Source organism: Lacibacter sp. H375 (assembly GCF_037892425.1).
In the GTDB taxonomy this organism is placed as follows: domain Bacteria; phylum Bacteroidota; class Bacteroidia; order Chitinophagales; family Chitinophagaceae; genus Lacibacter.
Genome location: NZ_JBBKTT010000001.1, coordinates 2,935,429 through 2,958,769, shown reverse-complemented (window position 1 = coordinate 2,958,769; position 23,341 = coordinate 2,935,429). Strand labels below are relative to the sequence as shown.

Here is a 23,341-nt window from a genome sequence, read left to right as displayed (position 1 = left end):
TCATTCACAATTCACCATTCACCACTCACCATTTAATGTTTTGTTGTTTTCAAATACGCCGACACATTGTTTGGATCGAAGGCTACATCAAAATTTGTTTTGATCACCTGCATATCCGGTTGCACCGGCACACCCATTTCTTTTGCCACTTCGGCAAACAGATCATCCAACACTAATTTCTCAGCAATGGCTTTGTAATTCGGTTCAGCTTTTAAATAACCAAAGCGTACATACTGTGCAAGGAACCAGGCAGTGTATGATTTCTTTGGTGTATTTACAATGCCGTTGTTATAAAAGGTCATGTAATCATCTTTGTATTTCTGTACACCTAATTCGCAACCGAGATCATAGGATCCTTTTAATCTTGCTTCAATTACCTGCAACGGAGCATTTACATAATTTGGTTTTGAAAGCCATGAAGCTGCTTTAGATCTGTTACTCATTACATCGAGCCATTTACATGCTTCAATAATTGCTTTCATTACTTTCTTCAGATCTTCCCTGCTTGCAGAAGCAAAAGCTGAATTAACCACCAGTGCTTTTTCAGGATGATTCTTCCAGAGATCCTGTGTTGAAATATGAGTGAAGCCGATGTTTTGTGCAGCAGCTACACCATTCCATGGTTCACCAACGCAATAACCTTCCATGTTATCAACACGCATGTTGGCTACCATTTGCGGAGGAGGAATGGTAATGATACCAACTGATTTTTGATTGATGCCTGCAGCACTCATCCAGTAACGCAACCAGATATCATGTGTACCACCAGGGAATGTTTGAGCGAAGGTTACTTCCTTTCTTCCCTGTATTGTTTTAACAGCTGCTGCTGCTTTATTCACTTGCTTAAAACCAACCTGTCCGCAAAAATCTTTTGATAAGGTGATGGCCTGTCCATTATTATTCAGCACCATTGCGATCTTCATTTCCGAACCTGCTTTACCACCAACACCTGTATAAACTGAAAGCGGCATCGAGAATAAACAATGTGCACCATCTAATTCACCATTCAATATTTTATCACGCACTACAGCCCATGATGCTTGTTTTTCAAGTTCCACATCCACTCCATACTTCGCAAAGAGTCCGAGTTCTTTTGCCACTACCAGTGGTGCGCAATCGGTAAGAGGAATAAACCCCAGCTTGATCTTACGTGATGGCGTATTTATTTTAAAGGCGAAAATACCTGTGAGTAAAAGCGCCATTGCCGAGAACAGCACCAAATTTTTTATCGAAAGTTTCATGTTTAATGTTTTAAGTGTTAATAATCATTGTTCATCACATCATCATTCATCACTGTTTAATTGCTACCGGCTTTGTGTAAAAGAAATCAGGCGTAAAACGGATCATGGCGTAAAACCAGTTTCCTGTTTTCCTGTAATTAGCAGCTGCTGCATCAGTTGTTGCCTGTGCTTTTGCTATCGCCATATTGCCGGTTGCATTCATGATTGAATAACCCAACTCAATATTTGTAAACTTGTTCATGTTGTAGTTCAACAGGAAATCAAGTTCATTACCCAGATTTTTACCAATGAAAGATCCATCAGCTTTCTTCATGTCCTTATCAATGGAGAACAAATGAAAATCAACACCAGCAGTTAAAGCAGTACCTGTGTACTTCACTTTGAAATAAGGATTTTTCAATCCGCCTGCGGGCGAACCTGTTCCTACATAGAAGTAATCCATGTAACCCCAGTGACGGTGTGGTGTACCATACAACGGATCAAATTTTTCATCTGTTGCTGTTGTTGCATCGTTACCACTTAAAAACTCATAACCGGGTGTAATACTGATCTTTCCTTTTTGATAGGTTGCAGAAATTGCATAGTGATATGCATCTTTCATTTTCACCCCATCACGGTTCTTACCACTTTGTGCATAGAACGCACCCTGGAAAGCGATCTTACCAAAGCCAGAAGCGTTACCAATGGTTTGATTAAGCATTAAACCATATGTGTAACGTTGATTGGTTCCTTTATAATTGAACGCATCTGATGCGCCTGATGAAACGAAGCGACGGCCATACACATATCCTGTTGCATCGCTGCCTGCTGAATCAAGTTTGTATTTACCAAAATTGTCGTTGAAGAAGAGTGCAGAAAATTTAGTCTGCTTAATTTTCTTACTGATGTACAAACTTGCAAATGATTTGTAATCCTGGTTACCACCGTTTGTTGTGGGAGGATTCATAAAAACAGGAGCACCTGTTTTGCTGCTGTTGTTCGCAGCATTACCTGCTGTTGCCATTGGCAACATACCAGCAGGTGTTGGCACTAATGTACCCAATGAGTTTTTTACATACGCAGGTACATTGGATGGAACATAACCTGTTCCGGTATAACCAAATGCATCTGTGTTTTGATTAAAAGCATAGCCGATATCGATCTGCCATCCTTTGTGTACGGTTTTCAGCAAAGCCATATCATGACGGCGTGCCTGCTGTAACCAATCTAAATTGCCGATCAAACGAACATCGTCATAAATTAATTCCTGGCGGCCTACTTTCAGGCTCATCAGGTCAATACCTTTTGCTTTGATAGTAGTATCTGCACTGTTGAACAATGTAAGATCTGCCCAACCTTCATGCAACATAAAACGATTACCATCTGCATTTGAAATAGATGATGCATCCTGTCCCCAAACACGAACATCTTGCACTGCTACACCAAAAGTTAACCTGTCCCATTTATAGCCAAAATTCAATCTTGTACGTTGTGAAGTGAACACAGCGGGCTTTGAACCTTTCAATACGAGGTTGCCCAAACCGTTACGCACTTCAGTACGTGTGCGGAGCTGGCCTGATAATGTAAACTGTGCTTTTGTTGTACAATAAGCGAGTAGCATCAAGCTCAAAAAGATTATTCGTGTTGTTTTAAAATTTTTCATGTTAATTTTGGTCGATTTTAAGGTGATAAATCCTGGAATCATACGGCCCGGTTAGACTGCCATCTGCCGGGCTATTTTTTCAGCTATGCTGAGTATTTCGTTTACTTTCTCTTCATGTAGTCTGTAAGTTTTGGTTTTGAAATAGTTGTTTTATTAATCTTCAATGCCGATATATACCGTACCGTTCTCTACTTTCACCTCATAGGTTTTAATGGCGCATTCATCACCACTCAGGCATTCGCCTGTAACCAACGAGAATGTTTTTTTGTGAAACGGACAGGCAACCTTCGGTTCTTCGTTTTGTGTACCGATCATACCACGGCTCAACGCCATTTGCTGACGATGTGGGCATTCGTTTTGGGTGGCATACCACTCATCTCTCCTTGTAAAATGGAAAAGTGCAATTTGTGTGTCGTTGTATTTCACACACACGCCACCGTTAGCAGGAACATCTTCAGCTCTGCAGGCGGCAAACCAGGTAATTGTTTTTTCTGCGATCATATTTTTAGTACTTAAAGGACTTAATTGAATACCTGTTGACGAAACAAGTGTTTACACAACAGAACAGAGTTTCCTTTTTTTATATGCAGGCAATCGCAGAAAAGTGGCCATTGGGGCCTTAGCAATCAATCATCAAAAATTCGTTTGAAGTATTATTCGGAGGTTATAATGCAATTTTCTATATGGCGGCAATCGTATTATTCAAAACCAAAAATTCTTATTTCCATTCTTTAGCACGCTTCTGTTCACGCATCGGATCAAACACAACTGTTGGATCTTTTTCTTCCGGTGCATTGACAAAGTGATTGAAACGTTTTCTTAATTCAGGTGTTTCAATAGCAGCTTTCCATTCGCACTCGTAAGTGTTTACATGGCTTTCCATGGCCGCTTCCCACTCTGCATTCATACCCAATGCATCATGCACAACAACTGAACGCAGGTAATCAATTCCACCTTCCATCTTATTCAACCATGTAGCTGTACGTGTTAATGGATCAGCAGTTTTTACATAGAACATTAAGAAACGATCGAGATACTTCACACATGTTTCTTCATCAATATCAGATGCGAGCAATAAAGCATGTTGAGGTTTACTACCACCGTTGCCACATACATAGAGGTTCCAGCCTTTTTCAGTAGCGATGATACCAAAGTCTTTACTCTGTGCTTCTGCACACTCACGGATACATCCACTCACACCACCTTTTAATTTATGTGGTGAACGAAGACCACGATAACGTTCTTCAACTCGTATTGCAAAACTTACACTATCATGTAAACCGAAGCGACACCAGGTGCTACCTACGCAACTTTTTACTGTACGTAAACTTTTACCGTAAGCATGTCCGCTTTCAAAACCAGCGTCAATTAATTCTTCCCAGATATTTGGCAGATCACTTAAGTGTGCGCCAAACAAATCGATACGCTGACCGCCGGTAATCTTTGTATAGAGATTATACTTCTTCGCAACCTGACCAATTACAATTAATTTATCGGGTGTAATTTCTCCACCGGGAATACGGGGAACTACCGAATACGTTCCACCTTTTTGAATATTCGCTAAGAATCGATCATTACTATCCTGTGCTGTATCATTTCCTTTTTTAAGGATTACTTCATTCCACAAACTTGCGAGAATAGATGCAACAGGAGGTTTACATAATTCACAACCATCACCTTTACCAAACTTATCCAGCACTGCATCGTATGTACGCAGATCATTTATTTTGATGAGATCAAATAATTCTTGGCGACTGTAATCAAAGTGTTCACACAATACATTGCGAACAACCTTGCCTTGTGTTTTCATGGTATGCACCATCAGGTCTTTCACCATTGGCACACAACCACCACAACCCGTTCCTGCTTTTGTACACTTCTTAATACCATCAACAGTTTCGTAACCGAGTTTTACAGATTCGCAAATAGCACCTTTTGTAACCGCTTCGCAACTGCAGATCACTGCATCATCAGGCAAACTTGTAACGCCTGCGCCACCATCACCTTCACCACCTCTTGCTCCAAGAATTACATCTTCTGTATTAGGAGGCAACACCACTTTATTCTTGCAGGTTTGCAATAACATATTGTATTGCTCTGCATCACCCACTAAAATTCCACCCAACAATTCTTTACCATCAGCACTTACATTAATACGTTTGTAAACACCTTTCACACTATCATCAAATACAATACTTCTGATGCCTTCACCGCTCACAAACGGATCACCGAAGCTTGCAACATCTACACCGATCAATTTGAGTTTGGTGCTCATATCAAAACCGGTAAATGATTTTTCGCCACCAGTTAAATTCGTTACCACCACTTCGGCCATTTCATAACCGGGAGCAACAAGACCGTAGATCATTCCCTTATGTAAAGCACATTCGCCAATAGCAAAAATAAAAGGGTCGGATGTTTGCAAGTTGTCGTTAACGGTTATTCCTCCACGTGGACCAACTTCAATGGCTGCGTTTCTCGCCAGTTCATCTCTTGGTTTAATACCTGCAGAGATCACGAGCATATCAACATCAAAAGAACTATCATCAGAAAAACTCATGCTGCTGATGGCATCATCACCATTAATAGCCGTTGTGTTTTTTGATGTATGAATTGTAAGACCGAGGTCTTGTAATTTCGATTGTAATAATCTTGAACCTGCATCGTCAATTTGACGAGGCATGAGGCGTGGAGCAAATTCAATCACTTGTGTATCGGTAACACCAAGATCGAGCATTGCTTTGGCTGCTTCTAATCCCAACAAACCGCCACCGATGACTGCACCTTTCTTCGACTTCTTTGCCCAGTTGGTCATCAACTCCAGGTCTTCAATAGTTCTGTAAATGAATACACCTTCTTTTTCAACACCCGGAATTGGCGGCACAAAAGCTGCCGAACCGGTGGCAAGGATCAGGTAATCGTAAGTTTCGGTTACACCTGCGTGTGAGTGCACAGTTTTGTTTTCCCGGTCTATTGAAACCACAGGATCTGAAAGATGCAGCACGATACCATTATCAGTATACCATTCTTTTGGGGCGAGGGAAAGATCGTCGGCAGACTTACCGGCGAAATACTCACTTAAATGAACCCTGTCGTAAGCAGGTCTTACTTCTTCTCCAAAAACCACGATGGAGATATTACCGGCACTGTTCTTTTTTACAAGCTTTTCGCAGAACTTGTAACCCACCATGCCATTTCCTATTACTACCACTTTCATGTTGTTACTGTTTTAAGTGTAAACAATAATGGTAGCAAACAATCGTATTATAATTTAAAATCATTTAATATTTTTTATGGCAAATTCAAGTTTCAACAGAGTATTAAATGATTTCTGTCATGAAATTAAGACGATTTTTTGTAATTTCATTCAACGAAACATGATTTCAATCACATATATTTTAATTTAATTTGTATGAAACTGGGGAAATTGATACTTATTGGGGCCGGACCAGGCGATCCGGAACTTATTACAATAAAAGCTATACGTATGCTGGAGCAGGCCGATGTCATCTTATATGATGCCCTCGCCAACGATGAACTTCTGCAATATGCCTCGCCTGGCTGTATCAAGCGTTTTGTGGGCAAACGTTATGGTTGCCATGCCCTTTCGCAGGAAGAGATCAATACATTAATAGTAGAATATGGTCAGAATCACAAGATGGTGGTTCGTTTAAAAGGTGGTGATCCTTTTGTTTTTGGCCGTGCGCAGGAAGAAATTGAAACTGCAAGACTGGCCGGAATGGAAGTTGAGTTAGTGCCGGGTATCTCCAGTGCCATTGCTGTACCGGCTTCTCAAATGATCCCCCTCACCTGTCGTGGTATTAATGAAAGCTTTTGGGTAACAACAGGCACCACCCGTTCAGGTGAGATATCGACTGACATACAATTAGCCGCACAATCGAGCGCTACTGTTATTATATTAATGGCCATGAGTAAGCTTGAAGGTATTATGGATATTTTCAGAACACATGGCAAAAGTGATACACCGGTTGCTATTATTCAGAATGGAACTACCAAAGATGAGAAGATGATAATCGGCACAGTGAAAGATATTTTCTTTAAAGCATCCTACGAAGGTATTGGCAACCCTGCTATTATTATTGTGGGCGAAGTAGTGAAACTGCATCCTTCACTTATAAAATCGGCTATCAACGAACAAACAAGAGATGGTATCTTTCAGAAGAAATCTTTGTAATGAACCCAAACACCGTTTGCTGTTACTTTGCAGCAGCAAACACGAAAATCCGCAATGAAGCAAAACAAAAAGAACTGCGACCTGAAAAGCTGTACCATGTGCAAACAATGCCAGCACGATTGGTTGCCTGCACTTGATGCCAACCGTAAAAGCTTTCATTTCAAAAAGGGTGAGCAACTGTTTATTGAAGGCGAGGAAGTAACAGGCATGTATTTTATCAGCAAAGGGTTGGTAAAAGTGCATAAACGCTGGAGCGATGAAAAAGAACTGATCCTACGAATTGCAAGAGATGGTGATATTGTAGGACATCGTGGTCTTGGTGCCGATACTGTTTATCCTGTTTCAGGTACAGCAATGGAACCTACTGATGTTTGCTACATTGATCTTTCTTTCTTTAACAGTACACTTCGTACCAATCCCGATTTTCAATACAATTTATTAATGTTCTTTGCTGCCGAGTTGAAAGAATCGGAGAAACGCATGCGTAACCTTGCACACATGAATGTAAAGGGACGTATTGCAAATGCATTGCTTTATTTACAGAATAAGTTTGGGAAAGATGCACATGGTTACATTAATCTTTCTATCAGCCGCCAGGATCTTGCATCGTATACTGGCACTACGTATGAATCACTGTTCAGGATCATGAATGAATTAAGCAGTGAAAAAGCCATTAATACCGACGGCAAGAAAACACAAATTCTGAACGAAGCATTACTGCAAGAATATATGGAGCAGAGCTGATCTCATTTCCACTTATAGATTTGATGAAAGAATTGGTTAGCTAATCCGTACAGATTTGTATATTGGGTATTAACCAACTAATTGCTATGAAGCTTGAGAAAACTATTTTTCAAAAGAGTCATTTTTATTTCATTGCTTTCTTCCTTTTTGTAGTAGCCGGTTTCTGGGTTACTTATTTTACCAAATTACTTGAACAGAAGAATTACAGGATGCATCTGCATGGCATTGCATTAACGCTCTGGTGCCTGATGCTGATTGTGCAGCCATATCTCATCCGTATAAAACGAACAAAGCTGCACAGGACCATTGGCAAAGGATCGTACGTTTTGGTGCCGCTGATGATCTTTACCACACTTGACTTATTAAAATACCAGTTGCAATTTGTGCCGCAACTGGGCACGATGGACTATTTCTTTGTCGCACTGGCGGCAAATGCACTTGTTGCATTTGCCATTCTTTACGGTCTTGCAATTTATCATCGTAAGAAATCAACTATTCATGCCCGTTATATGATCTGCACTGCGTTTACCATGTTTACACCTGTAACAGATCGTTTGATCCATATTCACTTCAGAAGTATCCTGGATTATATGCCAACGATCGAAGGCAACCCGATTGCACCGTTCGCAGGGTTCCTCTTAGCCGACCTGATGTTGATCGGTCTTTGCATCTGGGATTGGCGATCGCATAAACGATGGAATGTATTTCCTGTGGCTTTACTCATACTCCTGCTCTATCATATCTCCGTATTTACGTTTTACAGGTTTGAGTTCTGGCACAATTTCTGCGATTGGTTTGTTCAGTTTTAAAGCAACCTTTAAATGCAAAAAAATCGTGACAATTTTCTTTGTTATCAGAAAACTGTCACGATTCTCAACAATTGGACTTTTTTATTTACTCCAATTTACTTTTGCCATTTTCACATCTCTTGAATTTCCGCCGATCATGATCTGAAACTCGCCTGCTTCCCAATCATGTTTCAAATCGTAATTGTAAAACTTCAGATCATTGGGTGAGATATTGAATGTAACGGTTTTACTTTCTCCTGCTTTTAATTCAATTTTCTGGAAACCTTTCAATTCTTTTACCGGGCGTGTTACTGAACCAACCACATCACGGATGTATAACTGCACCACTTCTTTTCCTGTAACAGAGCCTGTATTGGTCAATGTTACACTTGCTGTAATAGTTTGATTACCCTTGGGTGATCCATTGCTGATCTTTACATCACTATAACTAAAGTTTGTATAACTCAGTCCATAACCAAAAGGATACAACGGATCATTACTTACATCTAAATAATTGCTGCGGAATTTTTCAAACCACTTTCCATCTGCCAATGGACGGCCGGTATTCTTGTGATTGTAAAACAAAGGCACCTGTCCAACATTCTGCGGAAACGTCATGGTTAATTTGCCTGAAGGATTTACATCGCCAAACAATACATCAGCAACTGCATAACCAGCTTCACTACCGCCAAACCAAACATTGAGAATAGCCGGTACATTCTGCTGTTCCCATGTTAATGCCAATGGCCGACCGGTAAATAATACCAGTACAACAGGCTTACCCGTTTTCAATAAGGCCTTCAACAATTCTTTTTGAGCCTGTGGCATTTCAATGTTAGTTCTGCTTGATGATTCACCACTCATCTCTGCACTTTCACCCAACACGGCTAACACTACATCACTTTGATTTGCGATCGCTATCGCCTCGTTGATCATTTCTTCAGGTGTACGTTTGTCACGACCGATTCCTTTACCAAACATGGTAGCCCGATCTTCAAATGCTTCATCATAATCAAGATTACTTCCTTTTGCATAGAGGAACTTTACTTTATTACCAGCCACTTCATTCAAACCGGTTAATACAGCTGTTGCTTTATCAAACTCTGCAGCTACACTCCATGTGCCGGGCATATTACGTTTATCATTTGCCAATGGCCCGATCACTGCAACTGTTCCGCTTTTCTTCAGTGGCAATACATTGTTTTGATTTTTTAACAACACAAAGCTTTGTGCTGCTGTTTCTCTTGCGATCTTACGATGAGCCGAGGTAAATATTTCTGTCTTTGCACGCTCCTCGTTACAATAACGATAAGGATCATCGAACAACCCGAGCTTATATTTTGCTTCAAGGATTCTTCTGCAAGCTGCATCGATCATTTGCATGGTTACTTTCCCGCTGCTCAATGATTGCTTGAGTGTTGTCAGAAATCCTTCGCCCACCATATCCATATCAATACCCGCACCCAATGCTCTTGCTGAAACAGTTTTAAGATCACCAATACCATGATCCATCATTTCATTGATGCCTGTATAATCAGTAACGAGAAATCCTTTAAAGCCCCATTGCCTGCGCAACACATCTGTGAGTAACCATTTATTTCCTGTTGCAGGTATTCCATCAATATCGTTAAACGAAGCCATTACGCTTCCAACACCTGCTTCAACCGCTGCCTTGTACGGATAAAAATATTCATTGTACATACGATAGCGGCTCATGTCAGTAGTATTATAATCACGACCGGCTTCTGCAGCACCATACAATGCGAAGTGTTTTACACAACTCATGATGGTATTATTCAACGACAGATCTTTTCCCTGGTAACCACGCACCATTGCTTTTGCAATTTGTCCGCCGAGATACGGATCTTCACCATTACCTTCTGATACACGGCCCCAACGAGGATCACGTGTAAGATCAACCATAGGCGAGAACGTCCAGTTGATCCCATCTGCACTTGCTTCAATTGCTGCGATGCGTGCACTTTGTTCAATGAGTTGCATATCCCAACTGCAGCTTAATCCCAACGGAATAGGAAACACAGTTTGATAGCCATGAATTACATCCATTCCAAATAGCAATGGAATTTTTAACCGTGTTTCTTCTACTGCAACTTTTTGCACCGCTTTGATCTTTGCAACAGATTTAATATTGAACAGTCCGCCCACTTTTCCTTCTTTGATCTTTTTGCCAATATCAGAATTGCCGGCTTGCCCGGTTACAATATCACCAGAGCCAGGCAAATTTAACTGACCGATCTTTTCATCTACTGTCATCTTCTTCATTAGTGCATCAATGAATATTTTCATTTTTGCTTCGCTTGTTTGCTGAGCCTGTAACTGAACAGTAAACAAAACGAAAGATCCGATGAGCAATCCTTTTAAGACTTTCATAAAACAACATTTATTATTTAAGTAAAACATTCTGCAGTTTCTTTTTCCAGATAGCATAACCTTTTTCATTCATGTGCAACCTGTCTTCTTGAAAAATATGAGGCATTGGTTCGCCGGTTGAAGTAAGCATTGCGCTGTAAACGTCTACAAACTTTGTGTTGGGTTTTGTTGCCAGAAAATTTCGAATGCGCTTATTCGCTTCCACATATTTCGGCATCAGGTTTACACGACTTGGGCTTGGCTTCATTGACACATAAGCCAGGGGTACGTTCCTATACTTTGCACGGATATAATTGAATAATGTAGTAAAACGTTTTACGACCATTTCAATTGTTACCGTATCACTGCTGGCAAAATCATTCTCTCCGCAGTAGATAACGATCTGTTTCGGTTGATATGGATAAACAACATCATAGCGGTAACGGATCACATCAATCAAAGTGCTGCCGCCAAATGCACGGTTCAATATTTTACGATCGGGGAAATAACTCTGAACATCTTTCCATAACGTAAAGGAAGAACTACCGATCAACAGAATTTGGTTAGATGCAGGGAACGAAATACTGTCGGCTGTTTTAAATTCCTGCACTTCGTTCCAAAATGGATATGGTTCATTACTTTGTGCATTCACTGCAACAAAAAATAACAAGGAAAAAATACCAATGAAAATTTGCTTCCCCATTTTATTCAACTTTAATAACAGGTGAACGTTCACTTACTCCATTTTCATTTATCGATTCTATGGAATAATAATATGTCTTTTGAGAATCCATTGCTTTCATCCAGTACTCATTGTTGGAATGGATCATGATACTTGTGTACAGTTTATCAGGATGCGTGCCGTAGTAGATGTTATAAGCAAAAGCATTGTCAACCGGTTTCCATTTTATGAAGGCACTTCGTTTATCTTTTTCTGTACGTAATACGATAAAACCTTTCACGGCTTCAGGTTTTGCACCATTACCATTTCCAAATACCCGAAAGCCACTGATTGCAAACTTGCCGGTTGGCATATGAATATTTTCCAGTTTGATATAACGTGCTTGTACTGGTTTTTCCAATTCAACATATTCATGAGGAAGATCAGTTTTGTTATTGCTTTTATCAACTAACATATTCCACTTTTTCCCATCAACTGAATAGTACAATTTGTATTGGTGATATTGATCATTCCATTTACCTAAACGGTTTTGCTCAACATCCTGGTCGGCATAATTGATCTGCACAGCGTTAACAGTTGAAACATTTCCAAGATCGGTTTGTATCCACTCGTCTTTATTTCCTGTTGTTGCGCTCCAGTATGTTTTGATCAACTCATCCACTGCATTGTTGGGGAGGTAACCACCGAGTGTTGAAGAAACCTGCACAGGTTTATTATAATTGAGTAACATCCAGCCTGTGAAATAAGGCGACTTGCCATCTTTTCCATAAGTTGATCCGTCAATTTTATCGGCAGGAATATAATGCGGATAATCGCCAAATGTTGTATTGCAAAACATGTTGCCATCTTTATCAAAACCGGTTGGCCATATACCAAGCCTGCGTTCAAAAGTATTCTTCACCGACAGAACTGTTGTTGATACGTGCCAGTATTGATTGAACTTATCAGTAAATGTTGCACCATGTCCTGCCCCTCTAACAAAACCTCCTAACTTAATACTTAACGGATCACTTTGTGCTTCAAAAAAATCCAACGGTCCATTGCCTACTAATAAACCATCTGCATAACCACTGAACTCTGTGCCTGGTGCACCATATTGCAAATAATATTTTCCTTTATACTTTGTCATGTGACTGCCTTCAATAAACGGATCAAGAAATGTATTATCCATGTGCTCACCAAAACGTTGCCAGCCAAAACGCCAGGGCTCAAGCAAATACATTTCTTTTCTTGTGCCAATTGGCTGAAATGTCTTTCGGTTCAATTCAATGCCATACATGGGAAATTTATTGCTGCTGCCATTGTACATATACAGTCTGCCATCATCATCCGTAAAGAAAGAAGGATCCCAACCACCAATATCAAATGAATCAACTAACGGTTTCCATTCATTTGCTTTTGGGTTTGTACTCATCCAAATGCTGAAGTTGCGTGTGTAAGTTGAACCAAAAACGATCATCGTATCTCCTATGATACCAACAGCAGGTGCACAGAGTTCATCATATGCTTTATTCCATGGTCGCAAAAATTTCCTTGATACAAATTTCCAGTTGAGCATATCGCTGCTGTGCCAATAACCCCATTGGTTTGTGCTGAAGAGATAATAATCGCCTTTGTATGTAACGATCACAGGATCGGCTGTTGCACGGTGCCTGCCCCATTCGCTGAAATTTGGAATAGGTGTATAGCCATAATCAATATTGATTGGGTTGCAATAGGTTTTTTTCTGCGCATGACTACTGCAAACTGTTACAAACAGTATTATAAGCATTACACCGTTCTTCATTTTAACTTCGTTTAAATAAGTAATGATCTAGGCTGATTGTTCCCGGGCCTGTAAACAAAAACAGGAATGCAATGAGTACAAACATAAACGGATGCTGATCGTTGTACCAAACAACACCGTTGCCTAATCCGAATGCAATGTAACCAAGAGTGCCGATTGTAAGTACTGCAGCAACACGTGTAAACAAACCCAACATAAACAATACACCGGCTATTAATTCTGCTGACTTTCCTGCATATACCAACAGCATTCCATTCGAAGATTGCTTAAAACTGTCCCAGGTAAGATATTCATTCATCTTCGCTGCATCAAATACTTCCCAACCGTGATAGATGAGAAACAAGCCAACAACAATGCGAACCAACATTAAACCAACGTTGGGTGCAAAGGGTTCTGCTGAAAAGAATTTCTTCATAGCAATTATTTTAATGCTTCGTCTTTTTCTTTGGTCAGAAAATCGGCCGTGTCTTCCATGGCAGTAGTATCCCTATGGAGTAATGCTGCATCGGGCACCACTTGTACCGGTATGGTAGATGATTGCGATGGTTCGTTATACGGCACGTTGGCGCTTCTGTTATAAACAGAAATCAGCGACCACCTGGCCTTCTCAGATAAATTTGCTTCAGAACGATGTAACAAGTTCGGGTGAAAAAACAATGCGTCGCCTGCTTTCAATTCTACATACAGCAATTCCATTGTCTGCAAAGCAAGATCAACATATCGTTGTGCTGCACCAACCTGCTCGCCTGCAAAACCATGTTCTACTCTGCCCATTTTATGCGAGCCTTTTATTATTTGCAAACAGCCATTGGCTTTATTTGCATCAGTTATAGCAACCATGATCGAGAGCATTTGTTCAGGAAATAAAAATTCATTTTTGTACCAATAACCATAATCCTGGTGCCATTCCCATGCACCGCCAACACGTGGTTCTTTCTGCATGAGCTTACTATGAAAATGACACACCGCACTATCGCCTTCCATCAGTTGATTAGCTACTGTAATCATACGTTCACTTCTTGTAAGTAACCCGTAAGCATCATTACCCGGTTTATACCACAAAGTAAGTTTTGTTTTTTTGCCTACCTGATCGTTTAGATCAAACGCATGTTTCCGTATCACTGCATCATCAAAGGCCACATTTTGCAATTTTTCCACTTCAACATGTTGCAAAAAATTTCGAACAATCAAGTATCCATCTTTTTGATAAGATGCAATTTGTTCAGGCGTTAATGAATATGCTGCCATTGTTTTTGTTTTTATTCTCTATTTCACCATTGGCCATGGGAACGAACTTTTCAGTTTTACTTTCATTCCTGTTGCAGATGACTTTCGTGCTGCTTCAATAATTTCCAATACATGCAAAGCATGCTCCACATTAATACGTGGCTCCGTTCCGTTCACTATACTTTCGCCTGTTACCCGTGCGCCTTCCTGCCATTCATAACCGCCTTTGTCTGTGCACATCAGCACTGCAGGTTTATCCCACGATGTATCGAGCATTACACCATTCGTTTCCCAATCGTAACCAATCAAACGCATATTACCATAATCGCCGTAAATCTGTATGGAGTGCAATGTTTGATTACCTGCTTCATGTCCATGTGGATCGAAATAATTAAACCCACACATGATATGACTGATGACGCCTTTATCATGTTCTAACAACACATGCGCATTATCTTCTGCCTGCACTTTTATTTTTCCTTTATCATCAACAGTTCGGTCAGGTTTCACAATACTCGTCATAGCCATTACAGCTTTTGCAGGCCCAAGCAAACCTGTAAGCGTTGCCATATTATACACACCAAGGTCGGGCATGCTGCCACCATCTTTTTCGTAAAAAAAAGCACTCCATGTTGGACCCGTGTGCCCGTACTGTCCGTGTGCACTTGCAATGCGTCCTAGCTTTCCTTCCTGTATCATCTTGCTCATAAAAGCAAACTGAGGACTATTTACAACCGCAGGCGCACCCCAAATACGAAGCTTTTTGCTTTTTGCTAGAAGAAGCAACGCTTTGCCTTCATTGTACGTATTTGCCATTGGCTTTTCGCTCCACACATGTTTGCCGGAAAGCAACGCTTTTTTATTTAGTTCGCCATGCACCTGCATATCGGTGAGTGTCACAAGCATATCAAACGAAACTCCGTTTAATTGCTCATCAATAGTTCGATAAGTTGCCGCATTTACTTTGTATTCTTTATTCTGCGCAACAGCACGTTCGTATTTTATATCGCACAGACTTACTACTTCAATTAGTTTCGATGATAAAAGTTGAGGGATGTATCGATTGCTTACGCTACCGCAACCAATGACTGCTACACGTAATTTCTTTTCAGGTAACGCAGACGCCCAACCTTCTAATGAAGAAACAAGCAAAGCTGCTGCAGCCATTGCGGTTGATTTTAAAAACTGTTCACGTGATTGTAGTTCGTTCATGGCAAACGTTTGAAGTTCATTTCCGAAAAAATTTTTATCCCTTTATGTACGGCGATGTAAAACCAAGCTTCTTCAATCCGTTCTGTACATCAGGAATATTCATAAACAATTTCCATAATAAACCGCTTCGGTAATTTTCAATCATCACAACAATTGGACCCTGGTCAATTGCGAGATGACTTTTTGCATACCAGTTATGATGAATACTAAAGCCATCTGTAAAACCATATTTACTCCAGATCTTATTCCCGAGTTCGTAATAGAAATAACGCAACGCTTCCAAACTTTCTTTTGGCGTATAGGGCATTGATGAAATGGCAGCAGTTGGTTGAATAACTCCACGATCATTTTCCGGACTATGTGCCACATAACCTTTGTAACTATCGCCTGCTGTTAAGCCCCAGCATTTATTGGAGTAACCTTTGAACTTGTTTGGATTTTCAATACAGTATGCACGGTTAATGAGTGTGTGATTTTTTCCTTGCAGAAAATAATCGTTCCCTAATGAATCTTTTAAACCATTGGGATCTATTCCCTGGAATGTATATTGCTCAAAGAACAACGGACCACCTTTGTCTTTATCGTAGTTACCTAACGGCAAAACATAGCCGTAATATTCTTTACCGTTTTTAAATCCTGTGCTGCCCGCCCATGTTCCATCATACACCGATTTTTTAATGCCTTTATAAGGTGATGATGCTGCCATAATGTAGGTAATCAAACATTCATTATAACCCCAGACAGGAAAGTTCATATCAAAGCCATTGTTCGGGCTCCAATGCCAGTACAATTTATTTTCACCGTTGGTATGCCAGTTCCAGTTGGCAGCACCCCACATCTGGTTAATGCGTTTCCGCAGGTAAATTTCTCTTGGTGTGTCTTTGGCAAAATATTCTCTTGCACAGAGAAATCCCATCATCAAATAAGAAGTCTCAACAATATCGGCACCATCATCCAGTCGATCGAACTTGATTGTTTTGCCAGTGCGCCCATTCATGAAATGTGGATAGATGCCATGATAACAATCGGCATTGATGAGAAAGTCAGCGATCTGTATCAAACGACGTACAGCAGTATCTCTGCCGATCCATCCACGCTCTACAGCAACGATCGTACTCATGATACCAAAGCCTGTACCGCCGATAGCTCCTGCATCTTTTCCAAATTCAGTTTTACTGAAATTCGGTTCATCCCATGCTTCATTGATGTAATCCCAATAATGTTCTGCTTTAACAGTATTGCTTCGTTCCAGTGCCAATCCGCTGTAAGGATGTGCACCATGCCAGAAGAAACGGAAGGTTTGTTTTTGTACAGACTCTAATAACTGTTCATCGGTTAAACCTTTGATGATGCCAACCGGTGCTATACTATCGGGACCATCAGCATATTTTCCTTTACCTAATGAACGTGTTTGTGCAAACGCAATTGATTGAACGAAGAACAATATGGCAATGAATCGAAACATCATTATATATTTTAAGCGTTCGTTTTATTTTATTGCAGGACTTGCAAAGCCTAACCGTTTCAACCCATTCTGCACTTCGGGACAACTCATAAATAATTTCCATAACAAGCCGCTGCGGTAATTCTCTATCATGACAATGATGGGCCCCTGGTCAATTGCAAGATGACTTTTTGCTACCCAGTTCTTTGATTCATTGAATGCATCTAGAAAACCATACTCGCTCCATATATTATCGCCGAGTTTAAAATAAAAATGTTTTAATGCCTGCATTGAATATTCAGGTGTGTATGGGAATGCACTTAATGCAGCGGTCGGCGAAATAGTACCGAGATCTTCAGTTGGGGAATGTGCCGCATATCCATTGTAAGTATCACTTGCTGTTAAGCCCCAGTTATCTGCACTATACCCTTTAAACTTATTGGGATTCCGAACACAATGTTCACGATTGATGAGTGTGTGATTTTTATTTTGCTCCCAATAATCTGCATAACGATCTTTCAGTCCCCTCGGGTCTAATCCAAGAAATGAATACTGTGAAAAGAAAAGCGGTCCTCCATAGTCAAAACCTAGTGGCAGTTTAATGCCATAAAACTCTTTACCGTTTTTAAAGAAATTACTTTCGGCCCAGCCACGGTGATACACTGCCGGGCTTACTTTGTATTTTTCATTGGGGCATGATGCCGCCAATACATACATGATCAGGCATTCATTAAAGCCACGCACAGGGAAATCCATTGCCCAACCGTTGTTGGGGCTCCAGTGCCAGTACAATACATTCTGACCACCATTCGTAAACCAGTTCCATTCAATATCATTCCACATCCAGTTGATGCGGTTACGTAGTTCTCTCTCTGTTCTTTCATCTCCATTAAAATATTGACGTGCACATAATAATCCTTGCATTAGATAAGAAGTTTCTACAAGATCTGCTCCATCGTCTTTTCGGCTGAAAGGAATTGTTTTACCTGTTGCACCATTTAACCAATGAGGAAATACACCATGATAAGCATCGGCTTTGCTGAGAAATTTCACCATGCGTAATAAAAATTTCGCTGCTGTATCTCTGCTGATCCATTTGCGTTCTGCTGCCACGAGCACACTCATAATGCCAAAACCTGTTCCTCCTGTTGTTACTACTTCATCACCATACTCATACGCTACGTTACTACGCTCTCTTGATAAACCACTTACGGGATGAGCAAAATCCCAGAAATAACGAAAGGTTTGTTTCTGTACAAGATCAAGCAATGCGGAGTCTGATAAATTCTTTTGCCTGCTCAGCGGATCGAATTTTACATGTTGTTTCTGTGCTGAAACAGTATGCATACTAAATAATGCTGCAAATACTATGAATATACTTTTCTTCATATTTTATAAATAAGGTGCAGTAAATCCAAGTGACAACATCCCCGCTTTAACTTCAGGACAACTTGTAAACAGATTCCACAACAAACCGCTTCTATGGTTTTCGATCATCACAATAATTGGTCCCTGATCTATTGCAAGAAATGAAGATGCAAACCAGGTTTGCTTTAACGAGAAGGCATCTATAAATCCATATTCTTTAAATAACTTATCTCCTAACGTGTAGTAAAAAAATTTAAGCGCCTTCATACTTTCTGTTGGCGTATATGGCATTGATGATATGGCCGCTGTTGGTGCAATTACACTTACGTCATTCGTTGGTGAACTTGCTGTATAACCGTTTGGAATATCACTCGCTGTTAAACCCCATACAGAATCACTGTATCCATATTGGCCATTTGGGTTTGCGACACAATGCTGGTAGTTGATACGTGTATGATTTCTTGTTTGTGTTTCATAATTCGCATAAGCATCACTCAATCCATTTGGGTTGATGCCAAGGAATGAATAGTGAGAAAGAAATAATGGTCCGCCAAATGCACTGCCCAACGGCAATGTGATATTAAAATATTGATTGCCATTTACAAAACCAGCAGCACCATTTCTTGCCCAGCCGTTATCATATACTGTTTTAGGAATACCAAAAGTTGTTGACGAAGCAGCCAACACATACGTAATTAAACATTCGTTCCATCCCCGAATTTGCAAGTTCATATCCCAACCGAAATTGGGACTCCAGTGCCAATACAATTGTTGTTCATTACTTTTTCTGAACCAGCTCCATTCAACTGCATTGTACAATGCAGTAATATCATTACGCAAATTCGTTTCTGCTACATCTCCGCCATTGAAATATTGCCGGGCAGTTAACAAACCCATCATCAGTAATGAAGTTTCTACAAGATCAGCTCCATCATCTTTTGCGCTAAAAGCAATTACATTACCTGTATTGCCATTTAACCAATGAGGAAAAGCGCCATGAAATTTCTGTGCAGTATTTTTTAAGAAGCCTACAATGGTTTGCATCCGTTGCAAGCCTTGTGCTCTTGTAATAAAATTGCGGTTGATACCCGTTACAATGGCCATCGCTCCAAAACCCGAACCACCTGATGTAACCAGGTCGCCCGATGTATTTCGCTCTCTTGCCAATCCGCTTGTAGGATGACCAAAATCCCAGAAGTATTTGAAGGTTTGCTGTTGCACTTTGGTTAACAGCTCAGCATCTGTAATAGCAGGAAATTTTCTTGATGAATCAATTTGTGTAACAAAACTATTATCAACCGTACCAATGAAATTTCCACCTGATGCAGATTTTAATCCGTCAAGTATTTTAAACTGGTATTTCGAAATGCTTGTTAATAATGAAGTTGGTTGCAGCAGTAAAACCGAATCATTGTTTTGCAGTGTTGCTGTAACTGCGGTTTCAACACCACTTGCTGTGTAAAGCTTTACTGCAGCAGCAATCGTACTTTGTTTTATTGGTTGAGAAAATTGTAAACGGATGGATGGCTGCAGATTAATTCCATACAGCATATCATTGAAATCAACACTATTCAGTTTAATCGATTTCAATGTTACCTGCTTTGGCAGCTCCGGCACAGGCGGAGATGATTTTTTCTTACAAGCTGTTATAACCAGCAAGCAAACAAGCAACCCATATTGTAATACATTCTTCATATTGTGGTTATAGCAAAAACCGTTCTTTTATTGAATCACATACGTGTTAATAGAATGTGGCAGTGCTTTTGTTGTTGCAGCCTTACCATTGATCCATAACAGAAAATCAGTTGGCTTACTGCCTTGGTTCATCACTACAACAGCAATGCTTCCGTCAGGATTTTGAAACGCAGTTGTTAACAACTGGCTTCTGCTTGCTGCTGCACTTATGCGTTTCGCTCCCGGTTGTATAAATTTTGAAAAGTGACCGATGTAATAATATGCATTGGTATAGATCAACTCACCGGTGCGTGTATCAGCATGCATTGGTGCAAAACAGAAATTCTTTACATGATTGGGGCCGCCTGTTTCATCGAGCAGTATATTCCAATCTGTAAAGCCAGTCATGCCATTATTAAAATCATTGATCATGCTGCGGCCATAGCGTTCGCCCCATTTCCATTGGTAAACATTTTCTGTTTTATACGGGCCATTACATCCTTCAGTAAATAAGATCGGCACGTCGGGAAATGATTCATATACACGACGCACATTGTCAAACATCTGATCACCACCACTCCAGTCTTCATACCAATGCAATCCAATACCCCATGCATATTTTTTTACCTCAGGATCGCTAAAGTAAGTTGTTGCACGTTGATAGATTAAATCACGGTTATGATCCCACATAATGATCTTCTTGTCCTTCAATCCTTCTTTCTCCATTGTTGGGCCAAGATGTTTCACCAAGAAATCTTTTTCTTCCTCAGCAGTATAAATACAACTCTCCCAAATTTGTTTTGCCATTGGTTCGTTCTGAATACTGATGCCCCATACAGGAACACCATCGGCTTCATATGCTTTAATAAACTTGGTATAATACATGGCCCAGCTGTCAGCGAACTCGGCTTTCAGTTTTCCGCCATGCAGCATATCATTGTTATCCTTCATCCAGGATGGCGGACTCCACGGACTTGCAAACAAAGTCAGCCTTCCACCTGCAGCCTGCATAGCTGCTTTGATCAATGGAATTTTAAATTTCTTATCGTGTTCGATATTGAAAGATTTTAATTCTTTATCTCCATCCTGCACATAAGTGTACATATCGCTGCTGAAATCGCAACTGTTGATATTGGTACGGGCAATGGTATAACCAATGCCTTTGTCTTTGTCAAAATGTGCAGTAAGAAATTCCTGTTGCTTTTCTTTCGGTAGTTTAGCAAACACTTCTGCAGATGCATCAGTCAATGCTGCACCAACTCCCATGTAAGATTGAAAAGTTTTTCCGGGATCAAACAATACCATGATCTCATTTTCGAACGGCTGACCTTTTTCAACAAAGGTTAGAGTATCGTTGAGTGATAATCGAAGATCAGTACTGTCTGCAGTTGAATACACAAGTACTTTCTTTCCTTCCACTGAGAAACCCGTACCAACCGTTGATACAGTTTCCTTTTCTTTTTGAGTGGATGATGTGCATGCTGCAAACAAACAACTTGCAGCAATAAAGAATAATCTGTTCATAGTCGTAGTTTTAAATTCACCATACATAAGTTGCTACCGCACCTGCCGGCAAGCTGGTGTTAGCATTACTTCCTTTAAATTTAATATTGAACCGAAGAGTAGTTGAGCCATCGTTCAAAGCAATCAACACTTTCTTTCCATCATTACGCAAAAAACCAACAGTATAAAGATTGCCCGATATAGAACTGGCAATACGCTTTGATCCGGTTGGCACAAACTTGGATGCATGCCCAATTACATAATAAGATACATTACGGGTGATGCTCCCGTCTAACGTAAGGGCTCCTTTACACTGATCGCAACCGCCGGGTGTATGTGGATTGTAACTTCCATCATTTGCAAGGTTCCAGTTCAATGCAACTTTACTCCAGTTGCGAACTGAACCAATAATTACATTGCGGATATGCCATTTTAAATCACCATCGAAACTTCCGCTGGCACCTGTCCACTGTTCAGTGAAATATAAATTTTTAGTGGGGTGTGCATCATGTACAGTTGACAAAGCTGCAATATCACCTGCATACAAATGAAAAGCCGAACCATCAACAAACTGTTTTGCCGCAGCATCGTTCAACACAGCAATAGGATAATCGGGGCGATCGCAATTATGATCGTACAATACAATTTTTGTTATGATGCCTGCTGTTTGAAACGCAGGGCCTAAATGATTTTTAATAAAATCCGTCTGCTCTGCTGCGTTCATCAACATGCTTGGGTTGTTACCACCGTGCAGCGGTTCGTTCTGTATTGTTAATGCATCGATCGTTATTCCTTTCGCTTTCATGGCCTGGATATACTTTACAAAGTATTGTGCATATACACCGTAATACTGTGTTTTCAATCGTCCGCCAATACTGCTGTTATTATCCTTCATCCACACAGGCGGACTCCACGGAGTTGCCATTATTTTGATGTTGGGATTGATGGCTATGATCTGCTGTAATAAAGGAATCACATCAACAGTATCTTGTGCAAGCGAAAATTTGGTAAGTGCAACATCTGTTTCTCCGTTTGGCAGATCATTATAGCTATACACTTTTGTGCTGAGATCTGTGGCACCCATACCAATACGCAAATAGTTTACAGCAACTGCATTATCTGCTGTGCCAAACAACTCCTGCAACAGATTGGTTTTTGCTGAAGCACTTAGTTTGTTAATGAGGAATGCACTGCCTTCTGTAAACGTATAACCAAAGCCATCGATGGTTTGATAAGTTTGTGCGCTATCTACATCAATGGTTAACACAGCCGTTCCGCCATTATTAAATGCAAAGGGGGGTTGTTTTTGCAACAAAGCAGACTGATCACCTTTTGTCATCCACCAATTTACTTCTGCACCTGGGGTGTTGGGCGTGTTGCCGCCTCCTTTTTTCTTGCAATTAAAATTGAGAGAAAGTATTGCAAATAAAATTAAACCACCTTTTAGTATGCGCTTTTTCATTGT

At 40.4% G+C, this 23,341-nt stretch carries 18 protein-coding genes; 3 read left to right on the top strand and 15 right to left on the bottom strand.

Going from position 1 to position 23,341, the window contains the following annotated elements:
• Nucleotides 1-32: 32 nt before the first annotated feature.
• The 4 genes from WG954_RS12965 to nirB all read right to left on the bottom strand — a co-directional run bounded on the left by WG954_RS12965 (nucleotide 33) and on the right by nirB (nucleotide 6,100).
• Nucleotides 33-1,241, bottom strand: a complete 1,209-nt coding sequence (locus tag WG954_RS12965; protein WP_340437029.1) for a CmpA/NrtA family ABC transporter substrate-binding protein — start codon at nucleotides 1,239-1,241, stop codon at nucleotides 33-35.
• A 49-nt stretch (nucleotides 1,242-1,290) separates the two neighbouring features.
• Nucleotides 1,291-2,841 (bottom strand): alginate export family protein, encoded by a 1,551-nt coding sequence (locus WG954_RS12960; RefSeq protein WP_340438917.1) that lies wholly within the window; start codon nucleotides 2,839-2,841, stop codon nucleotides 1,291-1,293.
• Between the two features lie 195 nt (nucleotides 2,842-3,036).
• Entirely contained in the window at nucleotides 3,037-3,384 is a 348-nt protein-coding gene (gene nirD, locus WG954_RS12955) for a nitrite reductase small subunit NirD (RefSeq protein ID WP_340437028.1), read from the bottom strand.
• Nucleotides 3,385-3,601: 217 nt separating this feature from the next.
• Nucleotides 3,602-6,100, bottom strand: a complete 2,499-nt coding sequence (gene nirB / locus WG954_RS12950; protein ID WP_340437026.1) for a nitrite reductase large subunit NirB — start codon at nucleotides 6,098-6,100, stop codon at nucleotides 3,602-3,604.
• A 195-nt stretch (nucleotides 6,101-6,295) separates the two neighbouring features.
• Between nirB and cobA the strand changes: the two genes are divergently transcribed.
• The 3 genes from cobA (at nucleotide 6,296) to WG954_RS12935 (ending at nucleotide 8,631) form a co-directional block, all read left to right on the top strand.
• Nucleotides 6,296-7,078 carry a uroporphyrinogen-III C-methyltransferase gene (cobA, locus tag WG954_RS12945; protein WP_340437025.1) on the top strand — a complete coding sequence of 261 codons (783 nt, stop codon included), beginning with the start codon at nucleotides 6,296-6,298 and terminating at the stop codon, nucleotides 7,076-7,078.
• A gap of 54 nt (nucleotides 7,079-7,132) precedes the next feature.
• Entirely contained in the window at nucleotides 7,133-7,822 is a 690-nt protein-coding gene (locus WG954_RS12940; protein WP_340437024.1) for a Crp/Fnr family transcriptional regulator, read from the top strand.
• Between the two features lie 86 nt (nucleotides 7,823-7,908).
• On the top strand, nucleotides 7,909-8,631 hold the full coding sequence (locus WG954_RS12935; protein ID WP_340437022.1) for a hypothetical protein: 723 nt from the start codon (nucleotides 7,909-7,911) through the stop codon (nucleotides 8,629-8,631).
• An 81-nt stretch (nucleotides 8,632-8,712) separates the two neighbouring features.
• On the opposite strand, the gene bglX is transcribed toward WG954_RS12935, so the two are convergent.
• Genes bglX through WG954_RS12880 form a run of 11 tightly spaced genes read right to left on the bottom strand, consistent with a single transcriptional unit; the run spans nucleotide 8,713 to nucleotide 23,338 of the window.
• Nucleotides 8,713-11,001, bottom strand: a complete 2,289-nt coding sequence (gene bglX, locus WG954_RS12930; RefSeq protein ID WP_340437021.1) for a beta-glucosidase BglX — start codon at nucleotides 10,999-11,001, stop codon at nucleotides 8,713-8,715.
• Nucleotides 11,002-11,014: 13 nt separating this feature from the next.
• Nucleotides 11,015-11,683, bottom strand: a complete 669-nt coding sequence (locus tag WG954_RS12925) for a GDSL-type esterase/lipase family protein (RefSeq protein WP_340437020.1) — start codon at nucleotides 11,681-11,683, stop codon at nucleotides 11,015-11,017.
• A gap of 1 nt (nucleotide 11,684) precedes the next feature.
• Nucleotides 11,685-13,448: a discoidin domain-containing protein gene (locus WG954_RS12920; protein WP_340437019.1), complete on the bottom strand. Its 1,764-nt coding sequence runs from the start codon at nucleotides 13,446-13,448 to the stop codon at nucleotides 11,685-11,687.
• Nucleotide 13,449: 1 nt separating this feature from the next.
• The gene (locus tag WG954_RS12915; protein WP_340437018.1) at nucleotides 13,450-13,863 is read right to left on the bottom strand and encodes a DoxX family protein; all 414 of its coding nucleotides are present in this window, start codon (nucleotides 13,861-13,863) and stop codon (nucleotides 13,450-13,452) included.
• Nucleotides 13,864-13,868: 5 nt separating this feature from the next.
• On the bottom strand, nucleotides 13,869-14,696 hold the full coding sequence (locus WG954_RS12910; protein WP_340437017.1) for a phytanoyl-CoA dioxygenase family protein: 828 nt from the start codon (nucleotides 14,694-14,696) through the stop codon (nucleotides 13,869-13,871).
• An 18-nt stretch (nucleotides 14,697-14,714) separates the two neighbouring features.
• Nucleotides 14,715-15,887 (bottom strand): Gfo/Idh/MocA family protein, encoded by a 1,173-nt coding sequence (locus tag WG954_RS12905; protein ID WP_340437016.1) that lies wholly within the window; start codon nucleotides 15,885-15,887, stop codon nucleotides 14,715-14,717.
• 34 nt (nucleotides 15,888-15,921) lie between these two features.
• Nucleotides 15,922-17,355 (bottom strand): glucoamylase family protein, encoded by a 1,434-nt coding sequence (locus WG954_RS12900; protein ID WP_340437014.1) that lies wholly within the window; start codon nucleotides 17,353-17,355, stop codon nucleotides 15,922-15,924.
• 21 nt (nucleotides 17,356-17,376) lie between these two features.
• On the bottom strand, nucleotides 17,377-18,720 hold the full coding sequence (locus tag WG954_RS12895) for a glucoamylase family protein (protein ID WP_340437012.1): 1,344 nt from the start codon (nucleotides 18,718-18,720) through the stop codon (nucleotides 17,377-17,379).
• A gap of 3 nt (nucleotides 18,721-18,723) precedes the next feature.
• Entirely contained in the window at nucleotides 18,724-20,394 is a 1,671-nt protein-coding gene (locus WG954_RS12890) for a glucoamylase family protein (protein WP_340437010.1), read from the bottom strand.
• A 27-nt stretch (nucleotides 20,395-20,421) separates the two neighbouring features.
• Nucleotides 20,422-21,897, bottom strand: a complete 1,476-nt coding sequence (locus WG954_RS12885) for a glycoside hydrolase family 30 protein (RefSeq protein WP_340437009.1) — start codon at nucleotides 21,895-21,897, stop codon at nucleotides 20,422-20,424.
• A gap of 16 nt (nucleotides 21,898-21,913) precedes the next feature.
• Nucleotides 21,914-23,338: a glycoside hydrolase family 30 protein gene (locus tag WG954_RS12880; RefSeq protein WP_340437008.1), complete on the bottom strand. Its 1,425-nt coding sequence runs from the start codon at nucleotides 23,336-23,338 to the stop codon at nucleotides 21,914-21,916.
• Between the last annotated feature and the right edge of the window lie 3 nt (nucleotides 23,339-23,341).